Below are 25,177 nucleotides of genomic sequence, written 5' to 3'. Positions count from 1 at the left end.
CCTGTTTTTTTTCCGGTGTAACCAAGTGGCTTATTTTCCTGACGCCTTTCTGACTCAAATGCGGGAAGCAATGCCTTCTTCGCTCTCTTTCGATGATTTTCTCGCCGCCTGCCAGCGCCCGTTACGACGCAGCATTCGCGTTAATACGCTGAAAATCTCCGTTGCCGATTTCCTCGACTTAACCGCACCTTACGACTGGTCGCTCACACCGATTCCCTGGTGTGAAGAGGGTTTTTGGATCGAGCGAGACGATGAGGAGTCAGTGCCGCTGGGCAGCACCGCTGAGCATTTGAGTGGGCTATTTTATATTCAGGAAGCCAGCTCAATGCTGCCGGTTGCCGCACTGTTTGCCAGGGGTAACATGCCGGATCGCGTGATGGACGTCGCCGCAGCACCAGGCTCGAAAACCACACAAATCGCTGCGAGAATGAACAATAAAGGCGCAATTCTGGCCAATGAGTTTTCCGCCAGCCGTGTCAAAGTGCTGCATGCCAACATCAGCCGCTGCGGGATCGCTAACGTTGCCCTCACCCATTTTGACGGACGCGTGTTTGGTGCTGCGCTGCCGGAATCTTTCGATGCCATTCTGCTGGACGCGCCGTGTTCCGGCGAAGGCGTAATGCGTAAAGATCCCGATGCGCTAAAGAACTGGTCGGTAGAAAGTAATCTGGAAATTGCTGCTACTCAGCGCGAACTGCTCGACAGCGCGTTTCATGCCCTGCGCCCCGGCGGCACGCTGGTGTATTCCACCTGTACGCTGAACCGTGATGAAAATGAATCTGTCATGCAGTGGTTGATAACAACCTATCCGGACGCCGTGGAGTTTCTCCCCTTGGGCGATTTGTTCCCAGAAGCCGAACGCGCGCTGACGCCAGAAGGTTTTCTGCATGTCTTCCCGCAAATTTACGACTGTGAAGGATTCTTCGTCGCTCGTTTGCGTAAAACAGCCGCTATCCCTGCTCTGCCCGCCCCGAAATATAAGGTCGGCAATTTTCCGTTCAGCCCGCTGAAAGGCCGCGAAACCGCACAAATCACCGCAGCGGCTAATGCCAGCGGATTACAGTGGGAAGACAATCTGCGCCTCTGGCAGCGTGATAAAGAGATCTGGTTGTTCCCTGTTGAGATTGAATCACTCATTGGTAAAGTCCGCTTTTCCCGCCTCGGGATTAAGCTGGCTGAAACCCACAATAAAGGCTATCGCTGGCAGCATGAGGCCGTCATCGCCCTCGCCAACCCACATCACGGCAATGCGTTCGAACTGACCCTCGAAGAAGCGGAAGAGTGGTATAGAGGCAGAGATGTCTACCCGCAAACCGTTCCAACTACAGACGACGTGCTGGTCACTTTCCAGCGACAGCCTATTGGGCTGGCAAAACGTATTAATTCACGGTTGAAAAACAGCTATCCGCGCGATCTTGTGCGGGATGGTAAGCTCTTTAGCAGATAACGCACGTTTTTACTGGCGCTTTTGCTAACGTTGACTACGCTGAAAAATGGACGACCTAACTGGTCGTACCACAACCAGTAAACTAACGGAGAGCACGATGATGAAAACCAGTGTGCGCATTGGCGCTTTTGAGATCGACGACGCCGAGTTACATGGCGAATCGCCGGGAGACCGAACGTTAACCATTCCGTGTAAATCCGATCCGGATTTATGTATGCAGTTGGACGCCTGGGATGCCGATACCAGCGTCCCGGCCCTTCTTAATGGCGAACATTCTGTTCTATTCCGTGAGCACTACGATCGTAAGTCAGATGCCTGGATCATGCGTTTTGCCTGATTCAAAAAGAACCCGTCGCCAGGCGGGTTATTTATTTCTTAATTTCCCCCTCGCAACAACCTCTTCTACACTATGGGTACGGCAGTACAATTTGAGGATGGAATGTTCACGCTGGTTCTTTTTGTTTGCTACCTGGATGGCGGTTGTGAAGATATCGTGGTCGATGTCTACAATACGGAGCAGCAGTGCCTTATTTCGATGGACGATCAGCGTATTCGCAACGGCGGATGTTTGCCGGCGGATGGCTACATCGACAGCTTCTGGAAACCTGCCCAAGAGTACAGCGATTTTTGATTATTGTAATTGCACCAACGTAAGTTCGCCGCCAAATACCGCACCGGTATCGATATAGTGCAGGTTGTCTACGTCCAGACGATGACGCAGCGGCGTATGACCAAACCAGAAATGATCCGCGCCACGAATTCCGCCCGCCCTGTTGAGCAGACGCGTGCGATCCCACAACACCCGCTGTAAATCGACATTCTTCTGCCACTGATATTCATCATCCGGGTAATCGGCATGAGCAATAACGTGTAACCCATTCTGACAGCGTAGTTCCACAATCCAGGGTAATTGCTGGCACTCCTCAAGCGCGCGCCGCGCTGCGGGTTGCACGGCATGGGTAAACCATTCACCTCCATTCATCTGCCATAACAGTTGCTCGCCCGTCGCCAGGGCATCGAGCGCCATCTGCTCGTGATTGCCCCTGACCGCCACCATCCAGTTTTTGCGCAGTAACTGCAGACAGCGCAGGCTGTCAGGTCCACGGTCAATCACATCACCCACCGAAACCAGCAGATCCTGCCACGGATCAAACCGGCACTGCCGCAATTTATCCATCAATTGGGAGAAGCAGCCGTGAAGATCGCCCACCACCCAGACGTGGCGCCAGTGCGAACCTTCGATTCGTTGATAGATATTGTCAGGGTGTCCCATTTGACCTCCTGCATACGCATATTGCACTTAGCTAAATTAAACCATAGCAGTAAAAACAGAACGACCGAGGCATGCATCAGGACCCTGCGCTATCAGCGCGTTGGCGAGGCACAAGCGCAACAGATTCAAGTTCTTCTTCCAGCTCAGTCACCATATAGTGCAGGTCATAAGTGGGAGCATTACGCACGTTGGCTCTTTCCTCTCTTTTCTGTTTACTGCACAATTGCTGATAGAAATCATTAACCGCAGGTATATCCCCGGTGATTTTTTTTACATCATTATCATGATAAAAGAGCAACGGTGGCCCGCCTTGGGTATCAAATGCAACAGCTTTAAGCGGCGTGAGCTCCATCACTTCAATAAAACCTCTATCACAGCTCAATATTCCCGGAAAAAAATACCGTTCATCATTTCCTGTATTGAACGTGATAGCTTGTTCTAAATACCGACAGTGAGTCAGGTCCCACGCCATACCTTGTAATGCTGGCCACATATTTTTCGATTTCTTATGTATCTTATTAAAAAATCTAAATTCAGTCCCGCGTTTAAAAAACTCACTTGCAAGAATTAGCTCTCTCGTAGCCAAAAAACCAACTTTGGTATCAGCAAAACGTAACAGGTCGATCAGTTTATTCTTGAGCGTTCTGGCTGGCGATTTGATTTGGATAATACTCATCATAAGAACATAAGCGTATATGCTATCGTATCGGTATCTTAACGCACGTCTGAACTCAGAGTCTTTGTGTTTAGTAAGTAGTGAACTAAAATGTTTATCGGTATTAAGAAAAAGCTCGCCTTGAGATATTTTTGAAGTCAATATCCCGGTAGTCCCGGACTTAATGAGATCAACATCTTTTATAAATTCGTAACCCATCAACTTATCGAATATTTTATGATGACTTTCTTTCCCATCCAAATTTTCAAGGTTCTCCAGCTCATATAGTACAGAGTCTACTTGTGTATTTTTATGAGAAATAAATTTGAATATTTCTTCAATGTCATCATCCAGACCAGAAACTTTGCCTTTGATATACGGTCTGAGGTAACTTAACGCCTGGCTATCAAGGGATATTGAGTAATCTATTTTAAATGTCGAGTGGCCTTTATCACTGAACATTTCCTCTATAGTTTTGGGGTCCATAACGAAAACATTTTCATCATTGAATAAAGAACGTATAGATGCCCCATGCTCGAATTTTTTGTTAGTTTGAAACCCCGGATATGGCCCTTTAGGTGATGAAAAGACAAATTTATACTCTGGGATTAATAGATAGAAACTGGTATATATTTTTAATGATGCAGAGAGATCTTCAGCACTACCAATCTCCATCACGAGTCTTTCTTTTAACTTTTCCATTTCTTATATCTCTTTATTGAGAACCTGAGTCCATGCATCAGAGGTCAGGACGTCACCCATTGACGAAGAATTATACCGCTATGGGTACAAGCGAGTCCAAACCTCCAGTGAGCAAGCGCCAGCTGAAATGCTGACGCTTAAGCCGGATACACGCCTGGATATGAGAAGAAAATGGGTATCACTATCTGATTTTTTTCTGTGCAAATGAAGTGTGAATGTTAAAAGCAGTATGGTATAACGAACAAAGGCCGAATATTACAACTCGGACAAATTTCGGACATGGAACCATAACTGTCTGAAATTAAAGCCAGATAAAAAGAGACCGAATACGATTCCTGTATTCGGTCCAGGGAAATGGCTCTTGGGAGAGAGCCGTGCGCTAAAAGTTGGCATTAATGCAGGCTAAGTTACCCTGCCATTTAAGAATAGATGACAGCGCCAGGTTTTCCAGTCCGCGACCAAAGTGGCCTGAAAAAAAGGACGATTGTCACCCGCTACAACGCAAAAACCGCAAGTTCTTCTGCAAGAACGTTGCGGTTTTTTATTGGAAATCAGAACGATACATCTGGCAATTAACAGAGCTTTTCCGCGCGTTCAATAAACGGAGCAAGACTCATTTTTTCGCCGGGTTTTGCCGGATCGTCAATCTGGATAATGTCGATAGGCTTGGCGGTAGTTTTTCCGCTTTCAACCTGCTGCCTGGCGATATCGTTCAGCGGGTATTGCACCAGCGTGCTCGGGTTAATGACATACAGCGCGTTACCCGGTCGACACGTCAGCATCACTTCTTCGCGGTTAAACGCCCACTTGTCTTTACCAACCTCAAAACGACTGACGGTAATGACCTGCGGCGCAGCGAATGCCGCCCCTGAGCTTGCCAGCAGTAACACCGAGATAATCAATTTTTTCATACTTTTTGCCAGTCCGTCAGAACGGTTCCAGGGTTGCAAACAGGCTGACAATCGCCAGCACAGCGGCCCCTATTCCCCATTCAATCTTAGTCATCCAAATAAAATAGAGAGTCATGCAGCGGTTATCCTGCTGCATACGTGGTACCAGAAGATACCGGTTCGCCAGCGCAATCGCCACCATTAGCGCGACCAGCACACATTTTAACAACAACAGTTGCCCATAGGCCGCGTGCCAGGGGAAGGACAACCCAACAATAAACAGCCCGTTCGCTATACCGGTGAGCAAGACACCAATAACGAAAAGATGCCCAAAGCGGGAAAAACGCATCATGGTGTCGATCGCCTGCTGTCGCCAGCGACCTTGGGCCATTCTCATACAGTAGAGAACCGGCAGCAAACCGCCAAACCAGGCGGCAGCACAGACCAGATGCAGCGCATGGTTAAGTTGCTGTATGGCCCGCGTTGCACCGTCATGAAGCGTCGCATGTCCGACACCGGCTAATAAAATGAACTGCGCAATCGTCAGCATCAGCAGCAATCGTGACATGCTACGCGGCACAATAAGGGTCACCGCCAGCGTGACCAGGGCAAGGATAATTTGCCACAGCCATACGCCACCAAACTGCGTTTGCAGGACCGCCCCCCATATATCAACGGCGATCACGTCCTGCCAGCCGGAACCCATCAATCCCCCCTGGACCACCAGCATCAGCGTCGCGCTGATAAAGCTCCACGTCGCGGCATGGCGTTGCAGGCGCGTAAAACGGCGCATCATTAAACGCCGCATCGAAACGGGGGCCAGCCAGGCACCATACAGCGCACAACCAAACACCAGCATCAAAGAGGTGAAATGGATAAACCGCAGCGCAACCCAGGTGAATGCCAGCATCGTTTTATTTCACGCTAAAGGTATAGTGTCCCTTCGTCTTGTGGCCATCCACTGACACAACATGCCAGTCAACCGTATACTTTCCGGCATCCAGTGACTGTTCAACTGGCACGATCAGTTGCGTCTTGTCCTGTTCATTACGTGTCGCCTTGCCCGTTTTGATCTGTTCTTTGTTTGGGCCGGTCAGCGTTGCGCCGCTGAATCCCGGTTCGACACCCTCAGAAAAATTCAGCGTCAACGCCTGGGGAGATGCCGCGACCTCGGCATTAGCCGACGGGCTTTGTTTTGTCAGGTGAGCATGAGCCAATGCAGCGGGTGTTGCCAGAATGCTGGCGAATACGATGAAAGCAGAGCGCAGTGTAGATGCAGATGAAGCCATATCAACTATTCCTTTTTGTTATGTCTAATCTATAGAGAATAACCTTCTACAATGAACGAGTCGAGAATCATCAATTCAGGCTTGCCATTAACGCACACTCTTAGTAACTTTTGCGCGCTACGGGATACCAATAAGGAGAAACACATGAATCTGGCCAAACTCGAACAAGCTGAAATGGATAAGGTCAATGTCGACCTGGCTGCGGCGGGCGTCGCCTTTAAAGAGCGCTATAACATGCCTGTTGTTGCAGAAGTCGTCGAGCGTGAGCAACCTGAACATTTGCGAGACTGGTTTCGTGAACGATTAATTGCGCATCGTTTGGCGTCCGTTTCCCTCTCACGTTTACCTTACGAGCCGAAAGTTAAATAAAACTTATAATACGTTACGATTCCTTACATGATGACTGCTACAGTATAAGTATATTCTTAATCTATACTTTAAAGATGAATGTAGACACTATGAAAAGGAAGTCATTATGTCACACTGGAAAATCGCTGCAGCGCAGTACGAACCGCTCCAATCATCACTAACTGAACACGTCGCCCATCACCTGCAGTTCATCAGAGCCGCCGCAAAATGCCAATGTGAGTTGTTGGTTTTTCCCTCTCTGTCTCTGTTGGGCTGTATTGATGAACGCGATGAGCTTCCCGCCCCGCCCGATGAATCTCTGTTGCAACCCCTCGCCCACGCCGCCATGACGTATCGCATGACCATTATCGTGGGGTTACCGGTTGAACATAAAGAACGTTTTGTGAAAGGTATCGCACTTTTTTCTCCGTGGATGACGTCACCGTTAACGTTTCACCAGAGTCATGGTGCCTGTATTGCCAGACAGCGAAAAACCATCAGCGTCGTCGACAGCCAGCCGGAAGGTATCGATATTGACCCTGCGTTTTCACTATTTACCACCAGTCAGTGCGTCAGCGAACCTGAACTCCTCTCCTCTACCTCTCGCCTGCAACATTTCTCACATCAGTTCGCCATTGCGGTGCTGATGGCCAATGCGCGCGGCAGCAGCGCATTATGGGATGAACGCGGTCGTTTAATTGTGCGTGCGGACAGTGGTTCATTGCTCTTAACCGGTCAACGCACCTCTCAGGGTTGGCAAGGCGATATCATTCCATTACGCTAGTCGTTTTCGGCCAGGAGCATGGCATGTTGCGCATAATAGATACAGAAACCTGCGGCCTGCAGGGAGGCATTGTTGAGATCGCTTCTGTCGATGTGGTTGATGGCAAAATTGTTAATCCAATGAGTCACCTGGTGCGACCAGACCGTCCCATTAGCCCGCAGGCAATGGCGATTCATCGGATTACGGAAGCCATGGTGGCGGATAAGCCATGGATTGAAGACGTCATCTCACATTATTACGGCAGCGAGTGGTACGTTGCGCACAATGCCAGTTTCGATCGTCGCGTATTGCCTGACATGCCCGGTGAATGGATTTGCACCATGAAACTGTCCCGCCGCCTGTGGCCGGGGATCAAATACAGCAACATGGCGTTGTATAACTCCCGTAAGCTGAGCGTACAGACGCCCGTCGGTTTGCATCAGCACCGCGCGCTTTATGATTGCTATATTACCGCGGCACTGCTGATCGATATCATTAACACCTCAGGCTGGTCGGCAGAGCAAATGGTCGACATCACCGGTCGTCCTGCGCTGTTAACCACATTTACCTTCGGTAAATATCGCGGTAAACCCGTTTCCGAGGTGGCCGAACGCGATCCGGGCTATCTGCGCTGGCTGTTTAATAACCTTGACAGCATGAGCCCGGAACTGCGATTAACGCTGAAACATTATCTGGATAATGCCTGAACGGCAGAGTGACCAGGTAACGTCCCCTGTGCCAGACCAATCAAAAAGGCGAACTCAAGGGCCACGCCTTCATACGATTTAAAGCGACCAGACTTACCGCCGTGCCCGGAGTCCATATCCGTACACAGCAACAGTAGATGATCGTCCGTTTTCAGCTCCCGCAGTTTCGCCACCCATTTTGCCGGTTCCCAGTATTGCACCTGGGAATCGTGTAACCCGGTGGTGACCAGCAGATGCGGATAGACCTGCGCGGTGACATTATCGTACGGGCTGTAGCTTTTCATGTAGGCGTAATATTGTGCATCCTGCGGATTGCCCCACTCTTCAAACTCCCCGGTGGTCAGTGGAATCGACTCGTCCAGCATCGTAGTCAACACGTCAACAAATGGCACCTGGGCAACTACTCCGTGAAACAACTCCGGGCGTTCGTTGATGGCGACGCCCATCAGCATCCCACCGGCGCTTCCTCCCATGCCATAGCATAATGAAGGTGAGCCGTACCCCTGCCTGAGCAACGCATCGCAGACGTCGAGATAATCATTAAAGGTGTTTTTCTTGAGTAAAAACTTACCGTCTTCGTACCACTGCTGCCCCAGTTCACCGCCGCCACGAACGTGGGCAATGGCATACACAAAGCCGCGATCCAGCAGACTCAAACGGCCGCTACTGAAATCAGCATCCATACTGGCACCATAAGAACCATAACCGTATACCAGCAGCGGATTTTTCCCTTTTTGGAAATGCTTCTGATGGTAAACCAGCGAAACCGGCACCTCTGTGCCGTCACGCGCAGCGATCCACACGTGCTCGCTACGGTAATTTGCCGCATCAAAACCGGGGACTTCCGTCTGTTTGAGCACCCGCCGCTCTCCGGTGTCCATATCCAGCTCAAAGAGCGTATCTGGCGTCGTCATTGATGAATAGCCATAACGCAGCCGGGATGTTTCCGGTTCGGGGTTATAAGCAAGCCAGGTAACATAGGCCGGATCGTCAAAAGCGATCGCGGCTACTTCATGCGTTTTGCGGTTGATCTGTCGCAGACTGGTTAAACCCCGCTGACGTTCTTCCACAACCAGCCAGTCAGTAAACAGCGTAAACCCTTCCAGCATAACGCTCGCTCGCGGCGGGATTAACGCTTCCCAGGCTTGTTCATCGCGCACACGGGTACGGTACAGACCAAAGTTTTTACCTTCACGATTAGAACGCAGATAAAAGTTGTGCTGATAGTGATCGAGGCTGTACTCATGATCTTTACGCCGCGCTAAAAAAACCAGCGGTTCGGCATCGGCCAGCTCGGCGTCAAGCAGCAGAACTTCACTGGTAGTCGCACTGGCAATATGAATAACCACATAATGCTGTGAGGTCGTTTTATGCAGACTGACATAAAACATATCGTCCGCCTCTTCATAGACCAGCCGATCCTGGGATGACGGCGAGCCGACGGTGTGCCGCCAGACCTGGTATGGCAGCAACGTGGTCTCATGCTTACGCACATAATAGAAGGTTAGCGAGTCATTTGCCCAGACTAATTCAGGCTCAACGTTGTCGAGGACTTCCGGATACCAGTTACCGCTTTGCAGATTGCGAAAGCGCACGCCATATTGCCGACGCGAGAGATAATCCTCAGCCAGCGCCATAACAGCGTTGTCCGGGGATATTGCGAGACCGCCCAGCGTATAAAACTCACTGTGGGCTGCGCGCTGGTTCCCGTCCAGCAACGTATCCCATGCGTCCCACTCTTCGCTGAGCGCAGACTGGCGCTGGTAAATGGCGTACTCGCAGCCTGGTTCGTAGATATGCCGGTAGCGAAAACCGTTTTTCACATAGGGCGCGGAAACATCCTGCGGGGGGATACGGTCGATAATTTCTTTCAGCACACGATCCTGCAACGCCTGCTGCGAGGCCATAACCTGACGACCCCAGGCATTTTCTTGCTGCAGGTAATCCAGCACTTCTGGTTGCGAGCGGGTGTCATCTCGCAACCAGTAATAATTATCAACGCGGGTGTCGCCATGCTGCGTCATGGCGTGGGGAATACGGGAAGCTTTGGGTAGCATGTCATTGTTCTTTTGCTTAAACATCCTATAAGGGTGGCAAAAGTCAGCAATGATGCAAGCGAAACATGCTTCTTCGCAGTAACTATTTAGCCAGGCAACGCCTGTTTTTGTTGCTTAAGATCCTGCTCAATACCTTCACGCACATCCTGCGGGATCTTTAAGGCATCGCCCAGCGCGTTCAGATAGCTGCGTTCCATAAAGTGGTCAATATCAATCGCCGCACAGCTAAGGAAATAAATTTCCAGAGCCTCTTCTTCATTGCGGATCCCCTGTGCCAGACGCTGAGGATCAAGCGGTTGTTCGATAGCGCGTTCAATCAGAATGCGTCCCTGCTCTTCTACACCCGCTTCACGCAACTGCTGCTCAATGGCCGCACGTTCTTTCGCATCGATATGACCATCACTTTTTGCCGCAAAGACCAGCGCGAGGATCAGGCGTTCAGTTCGTTCATCCACTGGCGTACTTTGCGTACCAAACTGCGGCTCATCCTGATGCGCCGTGCGAACTTTGTCTTTGTATTTATTCCATAACACGCTTCCGGCAACCGCTCCGCCACCCACTAACAGCGCGCTGGTACCGTATTTGGTTAACAATTTGCGTGAGGATTTACTGGCAACCAGTAATCCCGCCAGACCGCCTAATGCGCCGGGAACCAGCAGTTTGCTCAGTCCCTGATCGCCCGAAGAGGAGGTGGAAGATCCTTTTTGCCCAAGAAGAGATTGTAGTTGATTCAGCCAGTTAACCATTTTGCCCCTCAAGTACCGACGATTAATCATCACAGCGTACCCGAGGGGATGTCAGGAAGTGTCTATTATCGCAAAAGATGCGCAAATACCGGGTTACTGAGGCAGATACTCCGCACTACCCGCTTTACAATCCACCTTCACCTGATAGCGAATATCCGCACTCTTGCCGCGTACGGTAAGAGGAACCGTCCATTGCCCATCTTTACCGACAATATCCTGCGGATTAACCCACGCGACGGGATCGAGCTGTCCCAGTTTTTTCTGATCGTCAGCCCAGCGTACAATGCGATTTTGCTGATAATCACGTTTTACACTTGCCGCAATACCGTCGGCGTTCAGTCCCTCACACTTGGGGAACTGAACGGTCTTACTTTCCGTATTTGCAGCAAAGGCCGATACGCTGGCGGATAACAGCAGCAGGCTCAACAGCGTTTTTCTTTTATTCATTCTTTTCTCCTTTATCCCCTACGTCTTTCAGGCCGCAGAAATGCAACGCGAAATTCGCTGGGTACAGCACAATGATTCAGGGAAAAGCATGGTACAAAACGCCGGGAGCGCAAGTTGGATCAGGCTGCTTGTGTATCATCCTCGTCGGAAGCCGTGTTTTCGACCGCCTGAGGTGACGGCAGTTTGCCGTTTTTCAGGATGGCGCTCAGCACGTCTTTTTGCTCGGCCAGCCACAGGGAAAGCGCTTCACGCTGTTCATCTTCCAGCGCGACCGGTGACTGTTCCAGCCATGTGTCTAGCAGGTCTGCTGTATCCAGCATTTTGTCATACGCATCGGCTTCCTTTTTGCTGGTAAACGACATTTTTTCCTCACCTTCCCGAATGACTACGTATTTAACTTCAACCGCCATTTTGCAGCCTCTTAAATTACCTGTAATTATGTACAGTATATTCTTTTTCAGCCGCAAAATCAACCTGGTAATAAAGACAGACGCAAACGTTTTCGTATATACTACGCCCAGATAAAACAGGGGATTAATTTATGACGTTATTAGGCACAGCGCTGCGTCCGGCAGCAACGCGAGTGATGTTATTAGGTTCAGGGGAACTGGGTAAAGAAGTGGCAATTGAATGCCAGCGCCTGGGTGTGGAAGTCATTGCCGTGGATCGTTACCCCGACGCGCCGGCGATGCACGTAGCCCATCGCGCATACGTAATTAATATGCTGGATGGCGACGCATTGCGCGAAGTCGTCGAGCGTGAAAAACCACATTATATCGTGCCCGAAATTGAAGCCATTGCCACGGATATGCTGGTAAAACTCGAGCAGGAAGGTCTGAACGTCGTGCCCTGTGCTCGCGCCACGCAGCTAACCATGAACCGTGAAGGTATCCGCCGCCTGGCTGCTGAAGAGTTGTCCTTACCCACGTCCTCTTTCCGCTTTGCTGATAGCGAAGCCCGCTTTCGTGATGCGGTAGCCGAAATCGGCTTTCCGTGTATCGTGAAGCCGGTCATGAGCTCTTCCGGTAAGGGGCAGAGCTTTATTCGTTCCGCCGGGCAGCTTACCGAAGCCTGGGAGTATGCCCAACAGGGAGGCCGCGCAGGTGCCGGGCGCGTGATCGTCGAAGGCGTAGTCAATTTCGATTTTGAAATCACCCTGCTGACCGTCAGTGCCGTTGACGGCGTACACTTCTGTGCGCCGGTAGGCCATCGTCAGGAAGATGGCGATTACCGCGAATCATGGCAGCCGCAGCAGATGAGTAAGCTGGCACTGGAACGTGCGCAGGAGATTGCCCGCAAAGTCGTGCTGGCGTTGGGTGGCTACGGGTTGTTTGGCGTTGAGTTATTTGTTTGCGGTGACGAGGTGATTTTCAGCGAAGTCTCCCCTCGCCCACACGATACCGGGATGGTGACGTTGATTTCGCAGGATCTGTCTGAATTTGCGCTGCACGTTCGCGCATTCCTCGGATTGCCCGTTGGTGCAATCCGCCAGTATGGACCGTCTGCATCAGCCGTTATTCTGCCGCAGCTCACCAGCCAAAATGTGACGTTTGGTAACATTGAAAGTGCCGTTGGCGCCGGTTTGCAACTTCGTCTGTTCGGTAAGCCGGAAATCGAAGGCTCGCGCCGTTTAGGCGTCGTGCTGGCGACGGCAGAAAGCGTTGACGAGGCGGTTGAGCGGGCGAAAATCGCCGCCGCACAGGTGAACGTAGCAGGATAAAAAAACGGGCCGGATGGCCCGTTATAGACTCACATGCCCGGTCAACGCTACCGGGCATTTTACGTCATTACTGCTTCGCGCCTTCTACTGCTTCGCGCGCCAGTTTAGTGATGCGATCGTAGTCGCCTGTTTCCAGCGCATCCGCCGGAACCAGCCAGGAGCCGCCGATACACAGCACGCTTTTCAGCGCCAGGTAGTCACGATAGTTGGCCGGAGAGATGCCTCCAGTCGGACAGAAACGCACCTGGGAGAACGGACCCGCAATCGCCTGCAGCGCTTTTGTGCCGCCGTTCGCTTCAGCCGGGAAGAATTTGAATTCTTTCAAACCGTAGTCCATACCCAGCATCAGTTCAGAAACGGTGCTGATACCTGGGATCAGCGGAATCGTCCCTTCGGTTGCCGCTTTCAGCAAAGGCTCGGTCAGTCCTGGACTGATCGCAAACTGTGCGCCTGCTTCCGTCACTTCCGCCAGCTGCTGCGGGTTCAATACGGTACCCGCACCGACGATAGCGTCCGGAACTTCTTTGGCGATTGCACGAATAGCATCCATCGCACATGCGGTACGTAAGGTCACTTCCAGAACACGCACACCACCTGCAACCAGCGCTTTTGCCATCGGCACCGCGTGTTCCAGTTTATTCACCACAATAACCGGTACAACCGGGCCAGTGGTCAGGATTGCTTCTGCACTTGTCTTCCAGTTTTTCATCAGAGTTTCTTCTCTCGCCTGATTACAAAATGAGTCTTAAAAATCGATACAGGTTGCGCCCTGCTCGGCACCGGACAGCTTTTCGCGCAACGCGCTGAACATTTCACGCCCTGTACCCACGCGCGATGCGCTGAGATCGGGTATGTGGGGCTGACGAGCGGCAAGTTCCTCTTCATCAACCAGCAGCGTTAATTCACCTGTCTGTCCATTCACACGAATGATGTCGCCATCGCGTACTTTTGCCAGTAGCCCGCCATCATAGGCTTCCGGGGTTACATGGATTGCTGAAGGCACTTTACCTGAAGCACCTGAAAGTCGTCCATCGGTAACTAACGCAATTTTGAAACAACGGTCCAATAATACACCAAGTGGCGGCATGAGTTTATGTAATTCTGGCATGCCGTTCGCTTTTGGTCCCTGATGACGCACAACGACGACACAATCCCGGTCCAGCAGGCCTGCATCAAACGCCGGTAACACATCATGCTGACTTTCAAAGACAATCGCCGGAGCTTCAATCACCTGGTTTTCCACCGGTACTGCGGAGGTTTTCATCACCGCGCGCCCCAGGTTGCCGCTCAGCACTTTGGTGCCGCCATGATGCGAGAACGGCTGGTCAAACGCCGCAATCACCGTGCTGTCCAGCGACTTCTCAGCCCCTTCACGCCAGTCCAGCTCGCCGTTGTTCAGCCACGGTTCCAGGGTATAACGCGATAAGCCGAAACCTGCGACAGTGTTGACATCTTCATGCAGCAGACCAGCATTGAGCAGCTCGCGCATTAACACCGGTACACCGCCTGCGGCCTGGAAGTGGTTAATATCGGCCGGACCGTTCGGGTACAAGCGCGTCATCAGCGGCACGATGTCGGACAGATCGGAGAAATCATCCCAGTTGATGAGAATGCCCGCCGCACGCGCCATTGCCACCAGGTGCATCGTATGGTTGGTTGAACCGCCGGTCGCCAACAGCGCGACGATACCGTTCACCACTACTTTTTCATCAATCATTTTACCGATTGGCATCCATTCGTTGCCGTTACCGGTCAGACGCGTAACCTGGCGGGCCGCCGCCGCGGTCAGCGCTTCGCGCAACGGGGCGTCAGGGTGCACAAAAGAGGAGCCAGGTAACTGTATACCCATAAACTCCACCACCATCTGGTTGGTGTTGGCAGTACCGTAGAAGGTACAGGTTCCCGGTGCATGATAAGACGCGGCTTCAGACTCGAGCAACGCCATACGGTCAACTTTGCCTTCAGCATAGAGCTGGCGAATACGGACTTTTTCTTTGTTCGCCAGGCCGCTCGCCATCGGACCGGAAGGAACAAAGATGGACGGCAGGTGACCAAACGACAGCGCCGCCATCACCAGACCCGGAACAATTTTGTCGCACACGCCGAGGAATAGCGCACCGTCGAACATGTTGTGAGATAAGCCAATAGCAGCAGACATTGCGATCACTTCGCGGCTCAGCAGGGAAAGCTCCATCCCGTCCTGTCCCTGGGTTACGCCATCACACATCGCAGGCACGCCGCCAGCAACCTGACCTACCGCATTGGCTTCATGCAAGGCTTTGCGGATGATATCCGGGTAATGCTCATACGGCTGATGCGCAGAGAGCATGTCGTTATAGGAGGTAATGATCGCGATATTGTTACGCAGCATGCTTTTCAGTGATGCTTTGTCTTCTGGCTGACAGGCGGCAAAACCATGGGCCAGATTCCCGCATGCCAGCTGTGAACGGTGAACGGTTGTCGTTTTGGCCTGTTCGATACGGGCGAGGTAGGCAGAACGCGTCTTTTGAGAACGTTCAACGATGCGTTGTGTTACGCGTAACAAATTCGGATTCATAGAGGCTCCTAAAATTTATCTGTCAGAGCATGAGGATTCACAATGCGTTTCAGTATGGCAAAACCACGCTGAATAGCTTGCTGGCCGTAGCTCAGGGGCAAAATCGTTTCAGGCAGTGTAATAAAAAAAGCCCCGCGGGTGAATCCACGCGAGGCTTAAAAGTGCAAAAATTATTCTACAATCTGTGTTAGATCATGTTACCGGTAAAATAACACCTAATGGCTAGATGAAATTTTATTCGAATTCGTTCCAGGAACGACCGTCACGGGTGATCATGGCCACCGAGGCAACCGGTCCCCAGGTCCCTGCCTGGTACGGCTTCGGCGCGTCGTTGTCCATTGCCCAGGCTTCGGTGATGGAGTCGACCCACTTCCACGCTTCTTCAACCTCATCACGACGCACAAACAGCGCCTGAATGCCGCGCATGGTTTCCAGCAGCAAGCGTTCATAGGCATCGGCCAGGTGCGTTTGATTGAACGTCTCGGAATAGCTCAGATCCAACTTAGTGATCTGCAGATTATGCTTATGGTCCAGGCCCGGCACTTTGTTCAGTACCTGGATATCAACACCTTCATCAGGCTGCAAACGGATAGTCAGCTTGTTCTGCGGCAGATCCTGCCAGGATTCTTTAAACAGGTTCAGCTCAGGCGTTTTGAAGTACACCACTACTTCAGAGCATTTGGTCGGCAGACGCTTACCGGTACGCAGGTAGAACGGTACGCCCGCCCAGCGCCAGTTGTCGATATCCACGCGGATCGCAACAAAGGTTTCGGTGTTGCTGCTCTTGTTCGCGCCCTCTTCTTCCAGGTATCCCGGTACTTTTTTACCTTGCGCAAAACCGGTGGTGTACTGACCACGAACCGTTTTTTCACGCACGTTCGTGCGATCGATGCGGCGCAGTGATTTCAGGACCTTCACTTTCTCATCACGGATGCTGTCGGCGCTCAGATCGGAAGGTGGCGACATGGCTATCATGCACAGGATCTGCAGCAGGTGGTTCTGGATCATGTCGCGCATCTGACCGGCCTGGTCAAAATAGCCCCAACGTCCTTCGATACCCACCTCTTCTGCCACGGTAATTTCTACGTGATCGATAGTGCGGTTATCCCAGTTGTTCACAAACAGGGAGTTAGCAAAACGCAATGCCAGCAGGTTCAGTACCGTCTCTTTGCCCAAATAGTGGTCAATACGGTAAACCTGGCATTCTTCAAAATATTCACCAACCTGGTCGTTGATCTCGCGTGAGGTCGCCAGAGACGTTCCCAGCGGTTTCTCCATCACCACACGAGCCGGTTTGGCGTTCAATTTCGCTTCACCTAAACCTTTGCAGATCGCACCAAACGTGCTTGGTGGCATGGCAAAGTAGTTAATGGTGGTGCGTGCTTTTTGATCCAGCATTTCACCCAGACGGTTAAAAGCAGCGGTGTCATTGACGTCCAGATTACAAAACTCCAGACGACCACTGAGGGTATCCCACAAACTTTCATCGATTTTTTCTTTCATGAAAGTTTCGAGCGCTTCGCGTACAACCTTGGTATAGGCTGCTTTGTCCCAGTCAGCGCGGCCCACCCCAATAATGCGGGTATCCGCGTTAATCTGGCCGGCCTTTTCCAGCTGATACAGGGAAGGCAGCAATTTCCGACGTGCAAGGTCGCCCTTCGCACCGAAAATGACCAGGTCACATGCCTGGGCTGTTTGCGTTACCGCCATGTCATTCTCCTCAGTTGAGTGCCTGGTGTTTTTGCCAGACACTGAATGTAATTTTATTACAGTGCACTGTACTGCTTTTACGTGATTCCGTGAACCGTAAACGCTTATCCAGCCGTGCTGTTACCGTGAACAACGGTGTTATTGGCGTCTACGTCAGCAAAATGGATAAAAAAGTCGCTTTTTTTGCGGGTCCATAAAGACGTAAGAAAACCCGACTCCGATCATGTATTGAAAAAAAACAACAACTTTTCTGTCCATTTTGTCCCGAACGTGAGTTAGCGGGGGTAATATCTACCAGAGTTACCGCTCGATTTCCCCATATCGTTGAAATCGTTTTTGCCCATGACCCATGAGTCTACCTACATCATGAATATGCTGGAAAAAATCCAGTTAAAACTGGAACATCTGAGCAAGTCAGAACGTAAAGTCGCCGACGTCATTATGACGTCGCCTGACCGGGCGATCCATTCAAGTATTGCCGCGCTGGCCCTGGAAGCCAACGTCAGCGAACCAACCGTGAATCGATTCTGTCGCAGCATGGACACGCGAGGCTTTCCTGATTTTAAACTGCATCTGGCGCAAAGTCTGGCAAATGGTACCCCGTATGTTAATCGTAATGTCGATGAGGATGACAGCGTTGAATCCTACACGGGGAAAATCTTCGAATCCGCGATGGCAAGCCTGGACCATGTCCGTCAGTCGCTGGATAACGCAGCGGTCAATCGGGCGGTAGATTTATTAACCCAGGCGAAGAAAATCGCCTTTTTCGGCCTGGGCTCCTCTGCCGCCGTGGCACACGACGCCATGAATAAATTTTTCCGTTTCAACGTACCGATTATCTATTCTGACGATATTGTACTGCAACGCATGAGTTGTATGAATTGTAGCGATGATGACGTCATTGTACTCATTTCACATACCGGCAGAACAAAGAACCTGGTTGAGCTGGCGCAACTGGCAAGGGAAAACGATGCCATGGTGATTGCGCTCACCTCGCCCGGTAGCCCATTGGCACGTGAAGCCACGCTGGCAATTACCCTGGATGTGCCGGAAGATACTGACATTTATATGCCCATGGTCTCTCGACTTGCTCAACTGACCGTGATAGATGTGCTGGCTACGGGATTTACTTTGCGTCGAGGGGCAAAATTTAGAGATAACTTGAAGCGTGTCAAGGAAGCGCTCAAGGAATCGCGTTTTGATAAAGAATTACTCATCAAGAGTGATGACCGCTAAAAGCAATAACGATGTTCTACCCTTTTATCATCCGGGTCGTTCATTTTTACCGTTATTTTTAAGAACGGCCGGATCAATGTTCACACGCAACACCTAGTTGTTTCAGTCAACGGAGTATTACATGTCCAGAAGGCTTCGCAGAACCAAAATCGTTACCACGTTAGGCCCAGCAACTGACCGCGATAACAACCTTGAAAAGATTATCGCCGCGGGCGCAAACGTCGTACGTATGAACTTTTCGCACGGCTCTCCAGAAGATCACAAACTGCGGGCGGATAAAGTCCGTGAAATTGCCGCCAAACTGGGACGTCATGTTGCTATTTTGGGTGACCTGCAGGGACCTAAAATCCGCGTATCAACCTTCAAAGAAGGCAAAGTATTCCTCAATATTGGCGACAAGTTTCTGTTAGACGCCAACCTGGGTAAAGGCGAAGGCGATAAAGAAAAAGTCGGTATTGACTATAAAGGGCTGCCTGCTGACGTTGTCCCCGGCGACATCCTGCTGTTGGATGACGGTCGCGTACAGCTCAAAGTGCTGGAAGTTCAGGGCATGAAAGTCTTCACCGAAGTCACCGTCGGCGGCCCGCTTTCCAACAACAAAGGCATCAACAAACTGGGCGGCGGTCTCTCTGCTGAAGCGCTGACCGAAAAAGACAAAGCCGACATCATCACCGCCGCGCAAATCAGCGTTGACTACCTGGCCGTCTCCTTCCCGCGCTGCGGTGAAGACCTGAACTATGCCCGCCGTCTGGCGCGCGATGCTGGCTGCGACGCGAAAATTGTCGCCAAGGTAGAGCGTGCAGAAGCCGTCTGCGATCAGAATGCAATGGATGACATCATTCTGGCATCTGACGTCGTGATGGTGGCCCGTGGCGACCTTGGCGTTGAAATTGGCGACCCTGAGCTGGTCGGTATTCAGAAAGCCCTGATCCGTCGTGCGCGTCAGCTGAACCGCGCGGTGATCACCGCCACGCAGATGATGGAGTCGATGATCACCAATCCGATGCCGACTCGTGCGGAAGTAATGGACGTGGCTAACGCCGTGCTCGACGGCACCGACGCCGTCATGCTGTCGGCAGAAACCGCTGCGGGTCAGTACCCGGCTGAAACCGTCGCCGCGATGGCGCGCGTCTGCCTGGGCGCTGAAAAAATCCCGAGCATCAACGTCTCTAAACACCGCCTCGACGTGCAATTTGATAACGTCGAAGAAGCGATCGCCATGTCAGCAATGTATGCGGCAAACCACCTGAAAGGGGTTACCGCCATCATCGCGATGACCGAATCCGGTCGCACCGCGCTGATGACCTCACGTATCAGTTCTGGTCTGCCGATTTTCGCCATGTCGCGTCATGAGCGTACGCTGAATCTGACCTCCTTGTATCGTGGCGTCACCCCGGTTCACTTCGACAGCGAAACCGACGGTGTCGTTGCCGCTAGCGAAGCGGTGAACCTGCTGCGTGATAAAGGCTATCTGGTTTCTGGCGACCTGGTGATTGTCACCCAGGGCGACGTCATGAGCACCATTGGCTCCACCAACACCACGCGTATTCTGACCGTAGAATAACGGCAAGCTTTACGCCTGATGCAAAAAGCCTCTCAAACGAGAGGCTTTTTTTTATTTCTTCGGGTAGAGATCTTTTCGTTTATACGGCTCAATTTCGCCGGGTTTGCGGGTCTTAAGCAGCTTCAAAATCCAGGTGTACTGCTCGAGGTGCGGCGCAACAAAAATCTCCACTTCTTCATTCATGCGTCTGGCAATGGTGTGGTCATCAGCGGTCAGGATATCGTCCATCGGCGGGCGAACCTGAATCGTCAGGCGATGCGTTTTACCATCATAAACCGGGAACAGCGGGACAACACGCGCATGACACACCTTCATCAAGCGGCCAATCGCCGGTAATGTTGCTTTGTAGGTGGCAAAAAAATCGACAAACTCGCTGTGTTCAGGCCCATGGTCCTGATCCGGCAAGTAGTATCCCCAATAGCCCTGGCGCACGGACTGAATAAAGGGTTTGATGCCATCATTTCGCGCATGCAAACGACCGCCGAAACGACGGCGCACCGTGTTCCAGACATAATCAAAAACAGGATTGCCCTGGTTGTGGAACATCGCGGCCATTTTCTGACCCTGAGAGGCCATCAGCATAGCCGGAATATCTACCCCCCAGCCGTGCGGAACCAGAAAAATCACTTTTTCTTCGTTACGACGCATCTCTTCAATGATTTCCAGACCTTGCCAGTCCACCCGGTTTTGGATTTTCTCCGGGCCACGTAACGCAAGCTCTGCCATCATTACCATTGCCTGAGGCGCGGTCGCAAACATCTCATCAACGATAGTCTCACGCTCGGCTTCGCTGCGCTCAGGAAAGCACAGGGATAAGTTGATCAGCGCTCTGCGGCGCGAACTCTTTCCTAATCTTCCGACAAGACGTCCTAGTTTCGCCAGCACAGGATCGCGAAAAGATGCGGGCGTTAACGCAATCCCTGCTATCGCAGCCACACCCAGCCAGGCGCCCCAGTAGCGCGGGTGGCGGAATGACTTATGAAACTCAGGGATGTACTCAATATTCTTTTTTTTCGTTTCCATGCTCTTCCAGTGTCTGGTACCGCGAAAAGTAAATCTGCTGATAGTGTAGCGGCGCGTCGTGCCCCGTACAAAATAAAAAAGCCGGCACGCATAACGTACCGGCTCTGTCTGGATGTTGATTAGTCGAAGCGCAACTGAGGAAGTACCTCTTTAACCTGCGCCAGGTAGTCGGTACGATCCGAACCGGTCAGCCCTTCCGTACGCGGCAGTTTCGCCGTTAACGGGTTCACGGCCTGCTGGTTCACCCATACTTCATAGTGCAGGTGTGGGCCGGTTGAACGCCCGGTATTGCCTGACAGCGCGATACGATCGCCACGTTTCACTTTTTGCCCTGGTTTGACTAACAGCTTACGCAGGTGCATATAACGGGTGGTGTAGGTACGACCATGACGAACTGCGACATAGTAACCCGCAGCGCCGCTACGCTTCGCGACGACCACTTCGCCATCACCCACCGACAGCACCGGCGTCCCCTGCGGCATCGCAAAGTCGACGCCTTTGTGCGGCGCAACGCGTCCGGTAACTGGATTCAGACGACGCGGGTTAAAGTTAGACGAGATACGGAACTGTTTCGCGGTCGGGAAACGCATAAAGCCTTTCGCCAACCCGGTACCGTTGCGGTCATAGAACTTACCGTCTTCCGCACGAATGGCGTAATAGTCTTTGCCCTCAGAGCGTAAGCGAACACCCAGCAGTTGGCTTTGCTCACGTTTGCCATCTAACATCTCGCGCGACATCAGCACCGAAAACTCATCGCCTTTTTTCAGTTTGCGGAAGTCCATCTGCCACTGCATAGCCTTAATCACCGCGCTGATTTCAGAACTGGTCAATCCCGCCTCTTTTGCACTGGCGACGAAACTGCCGCCCACCGTGCCGTTGATACGGCTGTTAACCCAGTCACCTTGCTGCATTTCACTACTCATTTTGAAACCCGTCGCGGTGCGATCGTACGTACGGGTTTCACGACGAGAAACTTCCCAGGTCAGGCGCTGCAAATCGCCGTCTGAAGTCAGCGTCCAGGAAAGCTGCTGACCAATTTTCAGGTTACGCAACTCTTTATCCGAGGCAGCAAGCTTGCTGATATCGCCCATGTCGATACCGTACTGATTCAGGATGCTGCTCAGCGTATCGCCGGTAGAGACAACATATTCGTGAACACCGGCCTCTCCTGAGGTTTTGTCATCCAGTTCATCCTGAGGGATAGCTTCATCTTCCTGAGCAGCCTGATCGATAGGTTCACTGGCCTCAGGCAACAGCGAGCGAATCTCGCTTTTTTCGAGCTCGATGGTTTTGACAATCGGTGCAGAATCGGGATGATAAACATAAGGCCGCCAGACGGCGACGGCCAGGGTAAGAACAGTAAGCGACCCCAACATAACGCGATGGGGTCGTGGCAGATTATTAAATGCCAGGGCGACAGAGCGGGCTATCTGTTGCACGTATTCACTTCCTCATTAATCTCCTTTCAGGCAGCTCGCATACTGGTTGGCTAATTGGTTCAGAAACGCTGAATAGCTTGTTTTACCCAGTTTGATGTTTGTTCCGAGTGGATCCAACGTTCCCATTCGAACGGATGTCCCTCTCGCAACGGCTTCAACGACCGCTGGCCTGAACTGTGGCTCAGCAAAAACGCAGGTTGCTTTTTGCTCAACCAACTGTGTTCTTATTTCATGTAAACGCTGCGCACCAGGTTGAATCTCAGGGTTCACGGTAAAGTGACCAAGCGGTGTTAGTCCGTAGTGTTTTTCGTAGTAGCCGTAGGCGTCATGAAAAACGAAGTAACCTTTCCCCTTGAGCGGCGCGAGCTCGTTACCTACCTGCTTATCGGTTGCGGCTAATTGTGCCTCAAAATCCTTCAGGTTGGCGTCAAGTTTGGCTCGACTTTGCGGCATAAGTTCCACTAATTTTTCATGGATTGCAACCGCTGTAGCCCGCGCTATCTCTGGGGAGAGCCAAAGATGCATGTTGTAGTCGCCGTGATGGTGATGTTCGTCACTTTTTTCACCCTGGGCATCATTGTGTCCATGATCGTCATCGTCGTCGTCAGCCCCTTTCATGAGCAACGGTTTCACGTCATTGAGCTGCGCAATCGTTACCTGCTTCGCATTAGGAATATTCTTGACAGATTTTTCCATAAACGCTTCCATCTCAGGACCTATCCAAACGACTAAGTCCGCGCCCTGTAAGCGTTTTACGTCAGACGGACGCAGTGAGTAATCATGTTCAGATGCACCGTCAGGCAGTAGAACTTCGGTATCCGTGACACCATCGGCAATCGCCGAAGCAATAAAACCTAGCGGCTTAAGTGAGGCAACCACGGCAGCATTTGCCACCTGTGTTGCACTCCCCCAAAGAGCAGCGGATAATGCTGCGAAAAGAAGCGTATTTTTATGTAACATAATGCGACCAATCATCGTAATGAATGTGAGGAATGTGATATTATAACATTCTATAACTTCTGCAAGACTAAAATTGATATGACGACTTTGGTTTCACTGGAAAATGTCTCGGTCTCTTATGGTCAACGCCGCGTCCTTTCTGACGTTTCGCTTGAACTACGACCCGGCAAAATTTTAACGCTTCTCGGTCCGAACGGTGCCGGGAAGTCTACGCTGGTGCGCGTTGTCCTCGGGCTGGTAGCAGCAGATGAAGGCGTTATCAAGCGTAACGGGCAGTTGCGGATAGGCTATGTCCCGCAAAAACTGTATCTTGATACCACGCTGCCTCTGACTGTCAGCCGTTTTTTACGCTTACGCCCGGGTACAAAGAAAGACGATATTCTCCCGGCGCTCAAGCGTGTTCAGGCCGGACACCTGATGGACGCGCCGATGCAGAAACTGTCCGGAGGGGAAACCCAGCGTGTCCTGCTGGCCCGCGCATTGCTGAATCGACCACAGTTGCTGGTACTGGATGAGCCCACTCAGGGCGTAGATGTCAATGGCCAGGTTGCACTGTATGACCTCATCGACCAGCTGCGACGTGAGCTGGATTGCGCCGTGCTGATGGTCTCCCATGACCTGCATCTGGTAATGGCAAAGACCGACGAAGTGCTGTGCCTCAACCACCATATTTGCTGCTCCGGCACGCCGGAAGTGGTTTCTATGCACCCGGAATTCATCTCCATGTTCGGGCAACGCGGTGCCGAACAGCTCGGAATATACCGCCACAATCATAATCATCGCCACGATTTACAGGGTCGCATCGTATTACGCCGGGGAAATGGTCACTCATGATTGAATTGTTATTACCCGGTTGGTTAGCCGGGATCATGCTGGCCTGCGCCGCTGGCCCGCTGGGTTCGTTTGTGGTCTGGCGTCGTATGTCTTATTTTGGCGACACGTTGGCGCACGCGTCACTGTTGGGCGTGGCCTTTGGTCTGCTGTTAGATGTAAACCCTTTCTATGCGGTTATCGCCGTCACCCTGATGCTGGCAGCAGGTCTGGTGTGGCTGGAAAAGCGCCCTCACCTCGCAATAGACACCTTACTCGGTATTATGGCGCACAGCGCCCTGTCGCTGGGTCTGGTGGTTGTCAGCCTGATGTCCAATATTCGTGTGGATCTCATGGCCTACCTGTTTGGCGATTTGCTCGCGGTTACGCCGGAAGATCTGATTTTCATCGCCATTGGCGTCGTCATTGTGCTGGCTATTCTCTTCTGGCAATGGCGCAATCTGTTGTCGATGACCATAAGTCCGGATCTGGCGTTTGTCGATGGCGTGAAGTTGCAGCGCGTGAAGCTGTTGCTGATGCTTGTCACGGCGTTAACCATTGGTGTGGCGATGAAGTTTGTCGGGGCGCTGATTATCACGTCACTGCTGATTATTCCTGCTGCCACCGCACGCCGTTTCGCGCGTACGCCAGAGCAGATGGCCGGTGTAGCCGTGGGCGTGGGAATGATAGCGGTGACAGGCGGCCTGACGTTTTCAGCATTTTATGATACACCAGCGGGGCCATCAGTGGTGCTGTGTGCCGCGTTACTGTTTATCTTCAGCATGATGAAGAAGCAGGCAAGTTAAGCATTTATTGCCCGGTGGCGCTTCTGTA

At 51.7% G+C, this 25,177-nt stretch carries 26 protein-coding genes; 11 read left to right on the top strand and 15 right to left on the bottom strand.

Annotated elements, in window-relative coordinates:
- Window positions 1–25: 25 nt before the first annotated feature.
- From rsmF to JQ822_RS04865, 3 genes are all read left to right on the top strand, one after another.
- Window positions 26–1,447 (top strand): 16S rRNA (cytosine(1407)-C(5))-methyltransferase RsmF, encoded by a 1,422-nt coding sequence (gene rsmF, locus JQ822_RS04875; RefSeq protein ID WP_342344227.1) that lies wholly within the window; start codon window positions 26–28, stop codon window positions 1,445–1,447.
- Window positions 1,448–1,547: 100 nt separating this feature from the next.
- Window positions 1,548–1,784 carry a YebV family protein gene (locus JQ822_RS04870; RefSeq protein ID WP_161959030.1) on the top strand — a complete coding sequence of 79 codons (237 nt, stop codon included), beginning with the start codon at window positions 1,548–1,550 and terminating at the stop codon, window positions 1,782–1,784.
- Between the two features lie 102 nt (window positions 1,785–1,886).
- The gene (locus tag JQ822_RS04865; protein ID WP_213132501.1) at window positions 1,887–2,078 is read left to right on the top strand and encodes a YebW family protein; all 192 of its coding nucleotides are present in this window, start codon (window positions 1,887–1,889) and stop codon (window positions 2,076–2,078) included.
- Here JQ822_RS04865 and pphA read toward each other — a convergent pair whose 3' ends face one another.
- From pphA to yobA, 5 genes are all read right to left on the bottom strand, one after another.
- On the bottom strand, window positions 2,079–2,720 hold the full coding sequence (gene pphA, locus JQ822_RS04860) for a protein-serine/threonine phosphatase (protein ID WP_213132500.1): 642 nt from the start codon (window positions 2,718–2,720) through the stop codon (window positions 2,079–2,081).
- Between the two features lie 76 nt (window positions 2,721–2,796).
- Window positions 2,797–4,077: a hypothetical protein gene (locus JQ822_RS04855; protein WP_213132499.1), complete on the bottom strand. Its 1,281-nt coding sequence runs from the start codon at window positions 4,075–4,077 to the stop codon at window positions 2,797–2,799.
- 572 nt (window positions 4,078–4,649) lie between these two features.
- Entirely contained in the window at window positions 4,650–4,988 is a 339-nt protein-coding gene (locus JQ822_RS04850) for a YebY family protein (protein WP_213132498.1), read from the bottom strand.
- Window positions 4,989–5,004: 16 nt separating this feature from the next.
- Window positions 5,005–5,877: a copper homeostasis membrane protein CopD gene (gene copD, locus JQ822_RS04845; RefSeq protein WP_213132497.1), complete on the bottom strand. Its 873-nt coding sequence runs from the start codon at window positions 5,875–5,877 to the stop codon at window positions 5,005–5,007.
- Between the two features lie 4 nt (window positions 5,878–5,881).
- Window positions 5,882–6,256, bottom strand: coding sequence for a CopC domain-containing protein YobA (yobA, locus tag JQ822_RS04840; protein ID WP_213132496.1), 375 nt, complete (start codon window positions 6,254–6,256; stop codon window positions 5,882–5,884).
- Window positions 6,257–6,400: 144 nt separating this feature from the next.
- Here yobA and JQ822_RS04835 point away from each other — a divergent pair, with 144 nt between their 5' ends.
- The 3 genes from JQ822_RS04835 to exoX all read left to right on the top strand — a co-directional run bounded on the left by JQ822_RS04835 (window position 6,401) and on the right by exoX (window position 8,074).
- Window positions 6,401–6,625: a DNA polymerase III subunit theta gene (locus JQ822_RS04835; protein WP_135322237.1), complete on the top strand. Its 225-nt coding sequence runs from the start codon at window positions 6,401–6,403 to the stop codon at window positions 6,623–6,625.
- Between the two features lie 106 nt (window positions 6,626–6,731).
- Window positions 6,732–7,388 (top strand): carbon-nitrogen hydrolase family protein, encoded by a 657-nt coding sequence (locus tag JQ822_RS04830; protein ID WP_213132495.1) that lies wholly within the window; start codon window positions 6,732–6,734, stop codon window positions 7,386–7,388.
- A gap of 23 nt (window positions 7,389–7,411) precedes the next feature.
- Window positions 7,412–8,074 carry an exodeoxyribonuclease X gene (exoX, locus tag JQ822_RS04825; protein ID WP_213132494.1) on the top strand — a complete coding sequence of 221 codons (663 nt, stop codon included), beginning with the start codon at window positions 7,412–7,414 and terminating at the stop codon, window positions 8,072–8,074.
- Here the strand turns inward: exoX and ptrB are convergent.
- From ptrB to yebG, 4 genes are all read right to left on the bottom strand, one after another.
- Complete coding sequence (gene ptrB, locus JQ822_RS04820) at window positions 8,056–10,131, bottom strand: oligopeptidase B (protein ID WP_213132493.1); 2,076 nt, start codon at window positions 10,129–10,131, stop codon at window positions 8,056–8,058. The two genes, exoX and ptrB, sit on opposite strands and share 19 nt — an antisense overlap.
- An 86-nt stretch (window positions 10,132–10,217) precedes the next feature.
- Complete coding sequence (locus JQ822_RS04815) at window positions 10,218–10,877, bottom strand: tellurite resistance TerB family protein (protein ID WP_213132492.1); 660 nt, start codon at window positions 10,875–10,877, stop codon at window positions 10,218–10,220.
- Between the two features lie 93 nt (window positions 10,878–10,970).
- Window positions 10,971–11,324, bottom strand: a complete 354-nt coding sequence (gene yebF / locus JQ822_RS04810; protein ID WP_213132491.1) for a protein YebF — start codon at window positions 11,322–11,324, stop codon at window positions 10,971–10,973.
- 119 nt (window positions 11,325–11,443) lie between these two features.
- Window positions 11,444–11,734, bottom strand: coding sequence for a DNA damage-inducible protein YebG (yebG, locus tag JQ822_RS04805; protein ID WP_196209269.1), 291 nt, complete (start codon window positions 11,732–11,734; stop codon window positions 11,444–11,446).
- 131 nt (window positions 11,735–11,865) lie between these two features.
- Here yebG and purT point away from each other — a divergent pair, with 131 nt between their 5' ends.
- On the top strand, window positions 11,866–13,044 hold the full coding sequence (purT, locus tag JQ822_RS04800) for a formate-dependent phosphoribosylglycinamide formyltransferase (RefSeq protein WP_213132490.1): 1,179 nt from the start codon (window positions 11,866–11,868) through the stop codon (window positions 13,042–13,044).
- A gap of 67 nt (window positions 13,045–13,111) precedes the next feature.
- Here the strand turns inward: purT and kdgA are convergent, their stop codons facing one another.
- The 3 genes from kdgA to zwf all read right to left on the bottom strand — a co-directional run bounded on the left by kdgA (window position 13,112) and on the right by zwf (window position 17,311).
- Complete coding sequence (kdgA, locus tag JQ822_RS04795; protein WP_213132489.1) at window positions 13,112–13,753, bottom strand: bifunctional 4-hydroxy-2-oxoglutarate aldolase/2-dehydro-3-deoxy-phosphogluconate aldolase; 642 nt, start codon at window positions 13,751–13,753, stop codon at window positions 13,112–13,114.
- Window positions 13,754–13,789: 36 nt separating this feature from the next.
- Entirely contained in the window at window positions 13,790–15,601 is a 1,812-nt protein-coding gene (gene edd / locus JQ822_RS04790; RefSeq protein WP_213132488.1) for a phosphogluconate dehydratase, read from the bottom strand.
- A gap of 234 nt (window positions 15,602–15,835) precedes the next feature.
- Window positions 15,836–17,311 (bottom strand): glucose-6-phosphate dehydrogenase, encoded by a 1,476-nt coding sequence (gene zwf, locus JQ822_RS04785; RefSeq protein WP_213132487.1) that lies wholly within the window; start codon window positions 17,309–17,311, stop codon window positions 15,836–15,838.
- A 366-nt stretch (window positions 17,312–17,677) separates the two neighbouring features.
- On the opposite strand from zwf, the gene JQ822_RS04780 reads away from it, so the two are divergent.
- Window positions 17,678–18,547: a MurR/RpiR family transcriptional regulator gene (locus tag JQ822_RS04780; RefSeq protein WP_213132969.1), complete on the top strand. Its 870-nt coding sequence runs from the start codon at window positions 17,678–17,680 to the stop codon at window positions 18,545–18,547.
- Between the two features lie 121 nt (window positions 18,548–18,668).
- On the top strand, window positions 18,669–20,111 hold the full coding sequence (pyk, locus tag JQ822_RS04775) for a pyruvate kinase (RefSeq protein ID WP_096757427.1): 1,443 nt from the start codon (window positions 18,669–18,671) through the stop codon (window positions 20,109–20,111).
- Between the two features lie 51 nt (window positions 20,112–20,162).
- Here the strand turns inward: pyk and lpxM are convergent, their stop codons facing one another.
- The 3 genes from lpxM to znuA all read right to left on the bottom strand — a co-directional run bounded on the left by lpxM (window position 20,163) and on the right by znuA (window position 23,533).
- Entirely contained in the window at window positions 20,163–21,134 is a 972-nt protein-coding gene (lpxM, locus tag JQ822_RS04770; RefSeq protein WP_213132486.1) for a lauroyl-Kdo(2)-lipid IV(A) myristoyltransferase, read from the bottom strand.
- Between the two features lie 119 nt (window positions 21,135–21,253).
- A complete protein-coding gene (gene mepM / locus JQ822_RS04765) occupies window positions 21,254–22,573 on the bottom strand; it encodes a murein DD-endopeptidase MepM (RefSeq protein ID WP_213132485.1) in 1,320 nt (439 codons plus the stop codon).
- Between the two features lie 15 nt (window positions 22,574–22,588).
- Window positions 22,589–23,533 carry a zinc ABC transporter substrate-binding protein ZnuA gene (znuA, locus tag JQ822_RS04760; protein WP_213132484.1) on the bottom strand — a complete coding sequence of 315 codons (945 nt, stop codon included), beginning with the start codon at window positions 23,531–23,533 and terminating at the stop codon, window positions 22,589–22,591.
- A gap of 78 nt (window positions 23,534–23,611) precedes the next feature.
- Here znuA and znuC point away from each other — a divergent pair, with 78 nt between their 5' ends.
- Both znuC and znuB read left to right on the top strand, forming a co-directional pair.
- Complete coding sequence (gene znuC / locus JQ822_RS04755) at window positions 23,612–24,367, top strand: zinc ABC transporter ATP-binding protein ZnuC (RefSeq protein WP_135322252.1); 756 nt, start codon at window positions 23,612–23,614, stop codon at window positions 24,365–24,367.
- Window positions 24,364–25,149 (top strand): zinc ABC transporter permease subunit ZnuB, encoded by a 786-nt coding sequence (znuB, locus tag JQ822_RS04750; RefSeq protein WP_213132483.1) that lies wholly within the window; start codon window positions 24,364–24,366, stop codon window positions 25,147–25,149. Before znuC ends, znuB begins: the two co-directional genes overlap by 4 nt.
- Window positions 25,150–25,177 lie beyond the last annotated feature (28 nt).

This window comes from Citrobacter sp. FP75 (genome assembly GCF_018342065.1).
Classification (GTDB): Bacteria; Pseudomonadota; Gammaproteobacteria; order Enterobacterales; family Enterobacteriaceae; genus Citrobacter.
Note: the sequence above shows the minus strand (reverse complement) of the source record. Positions and strands in the feature narration are given on the sequence as shown.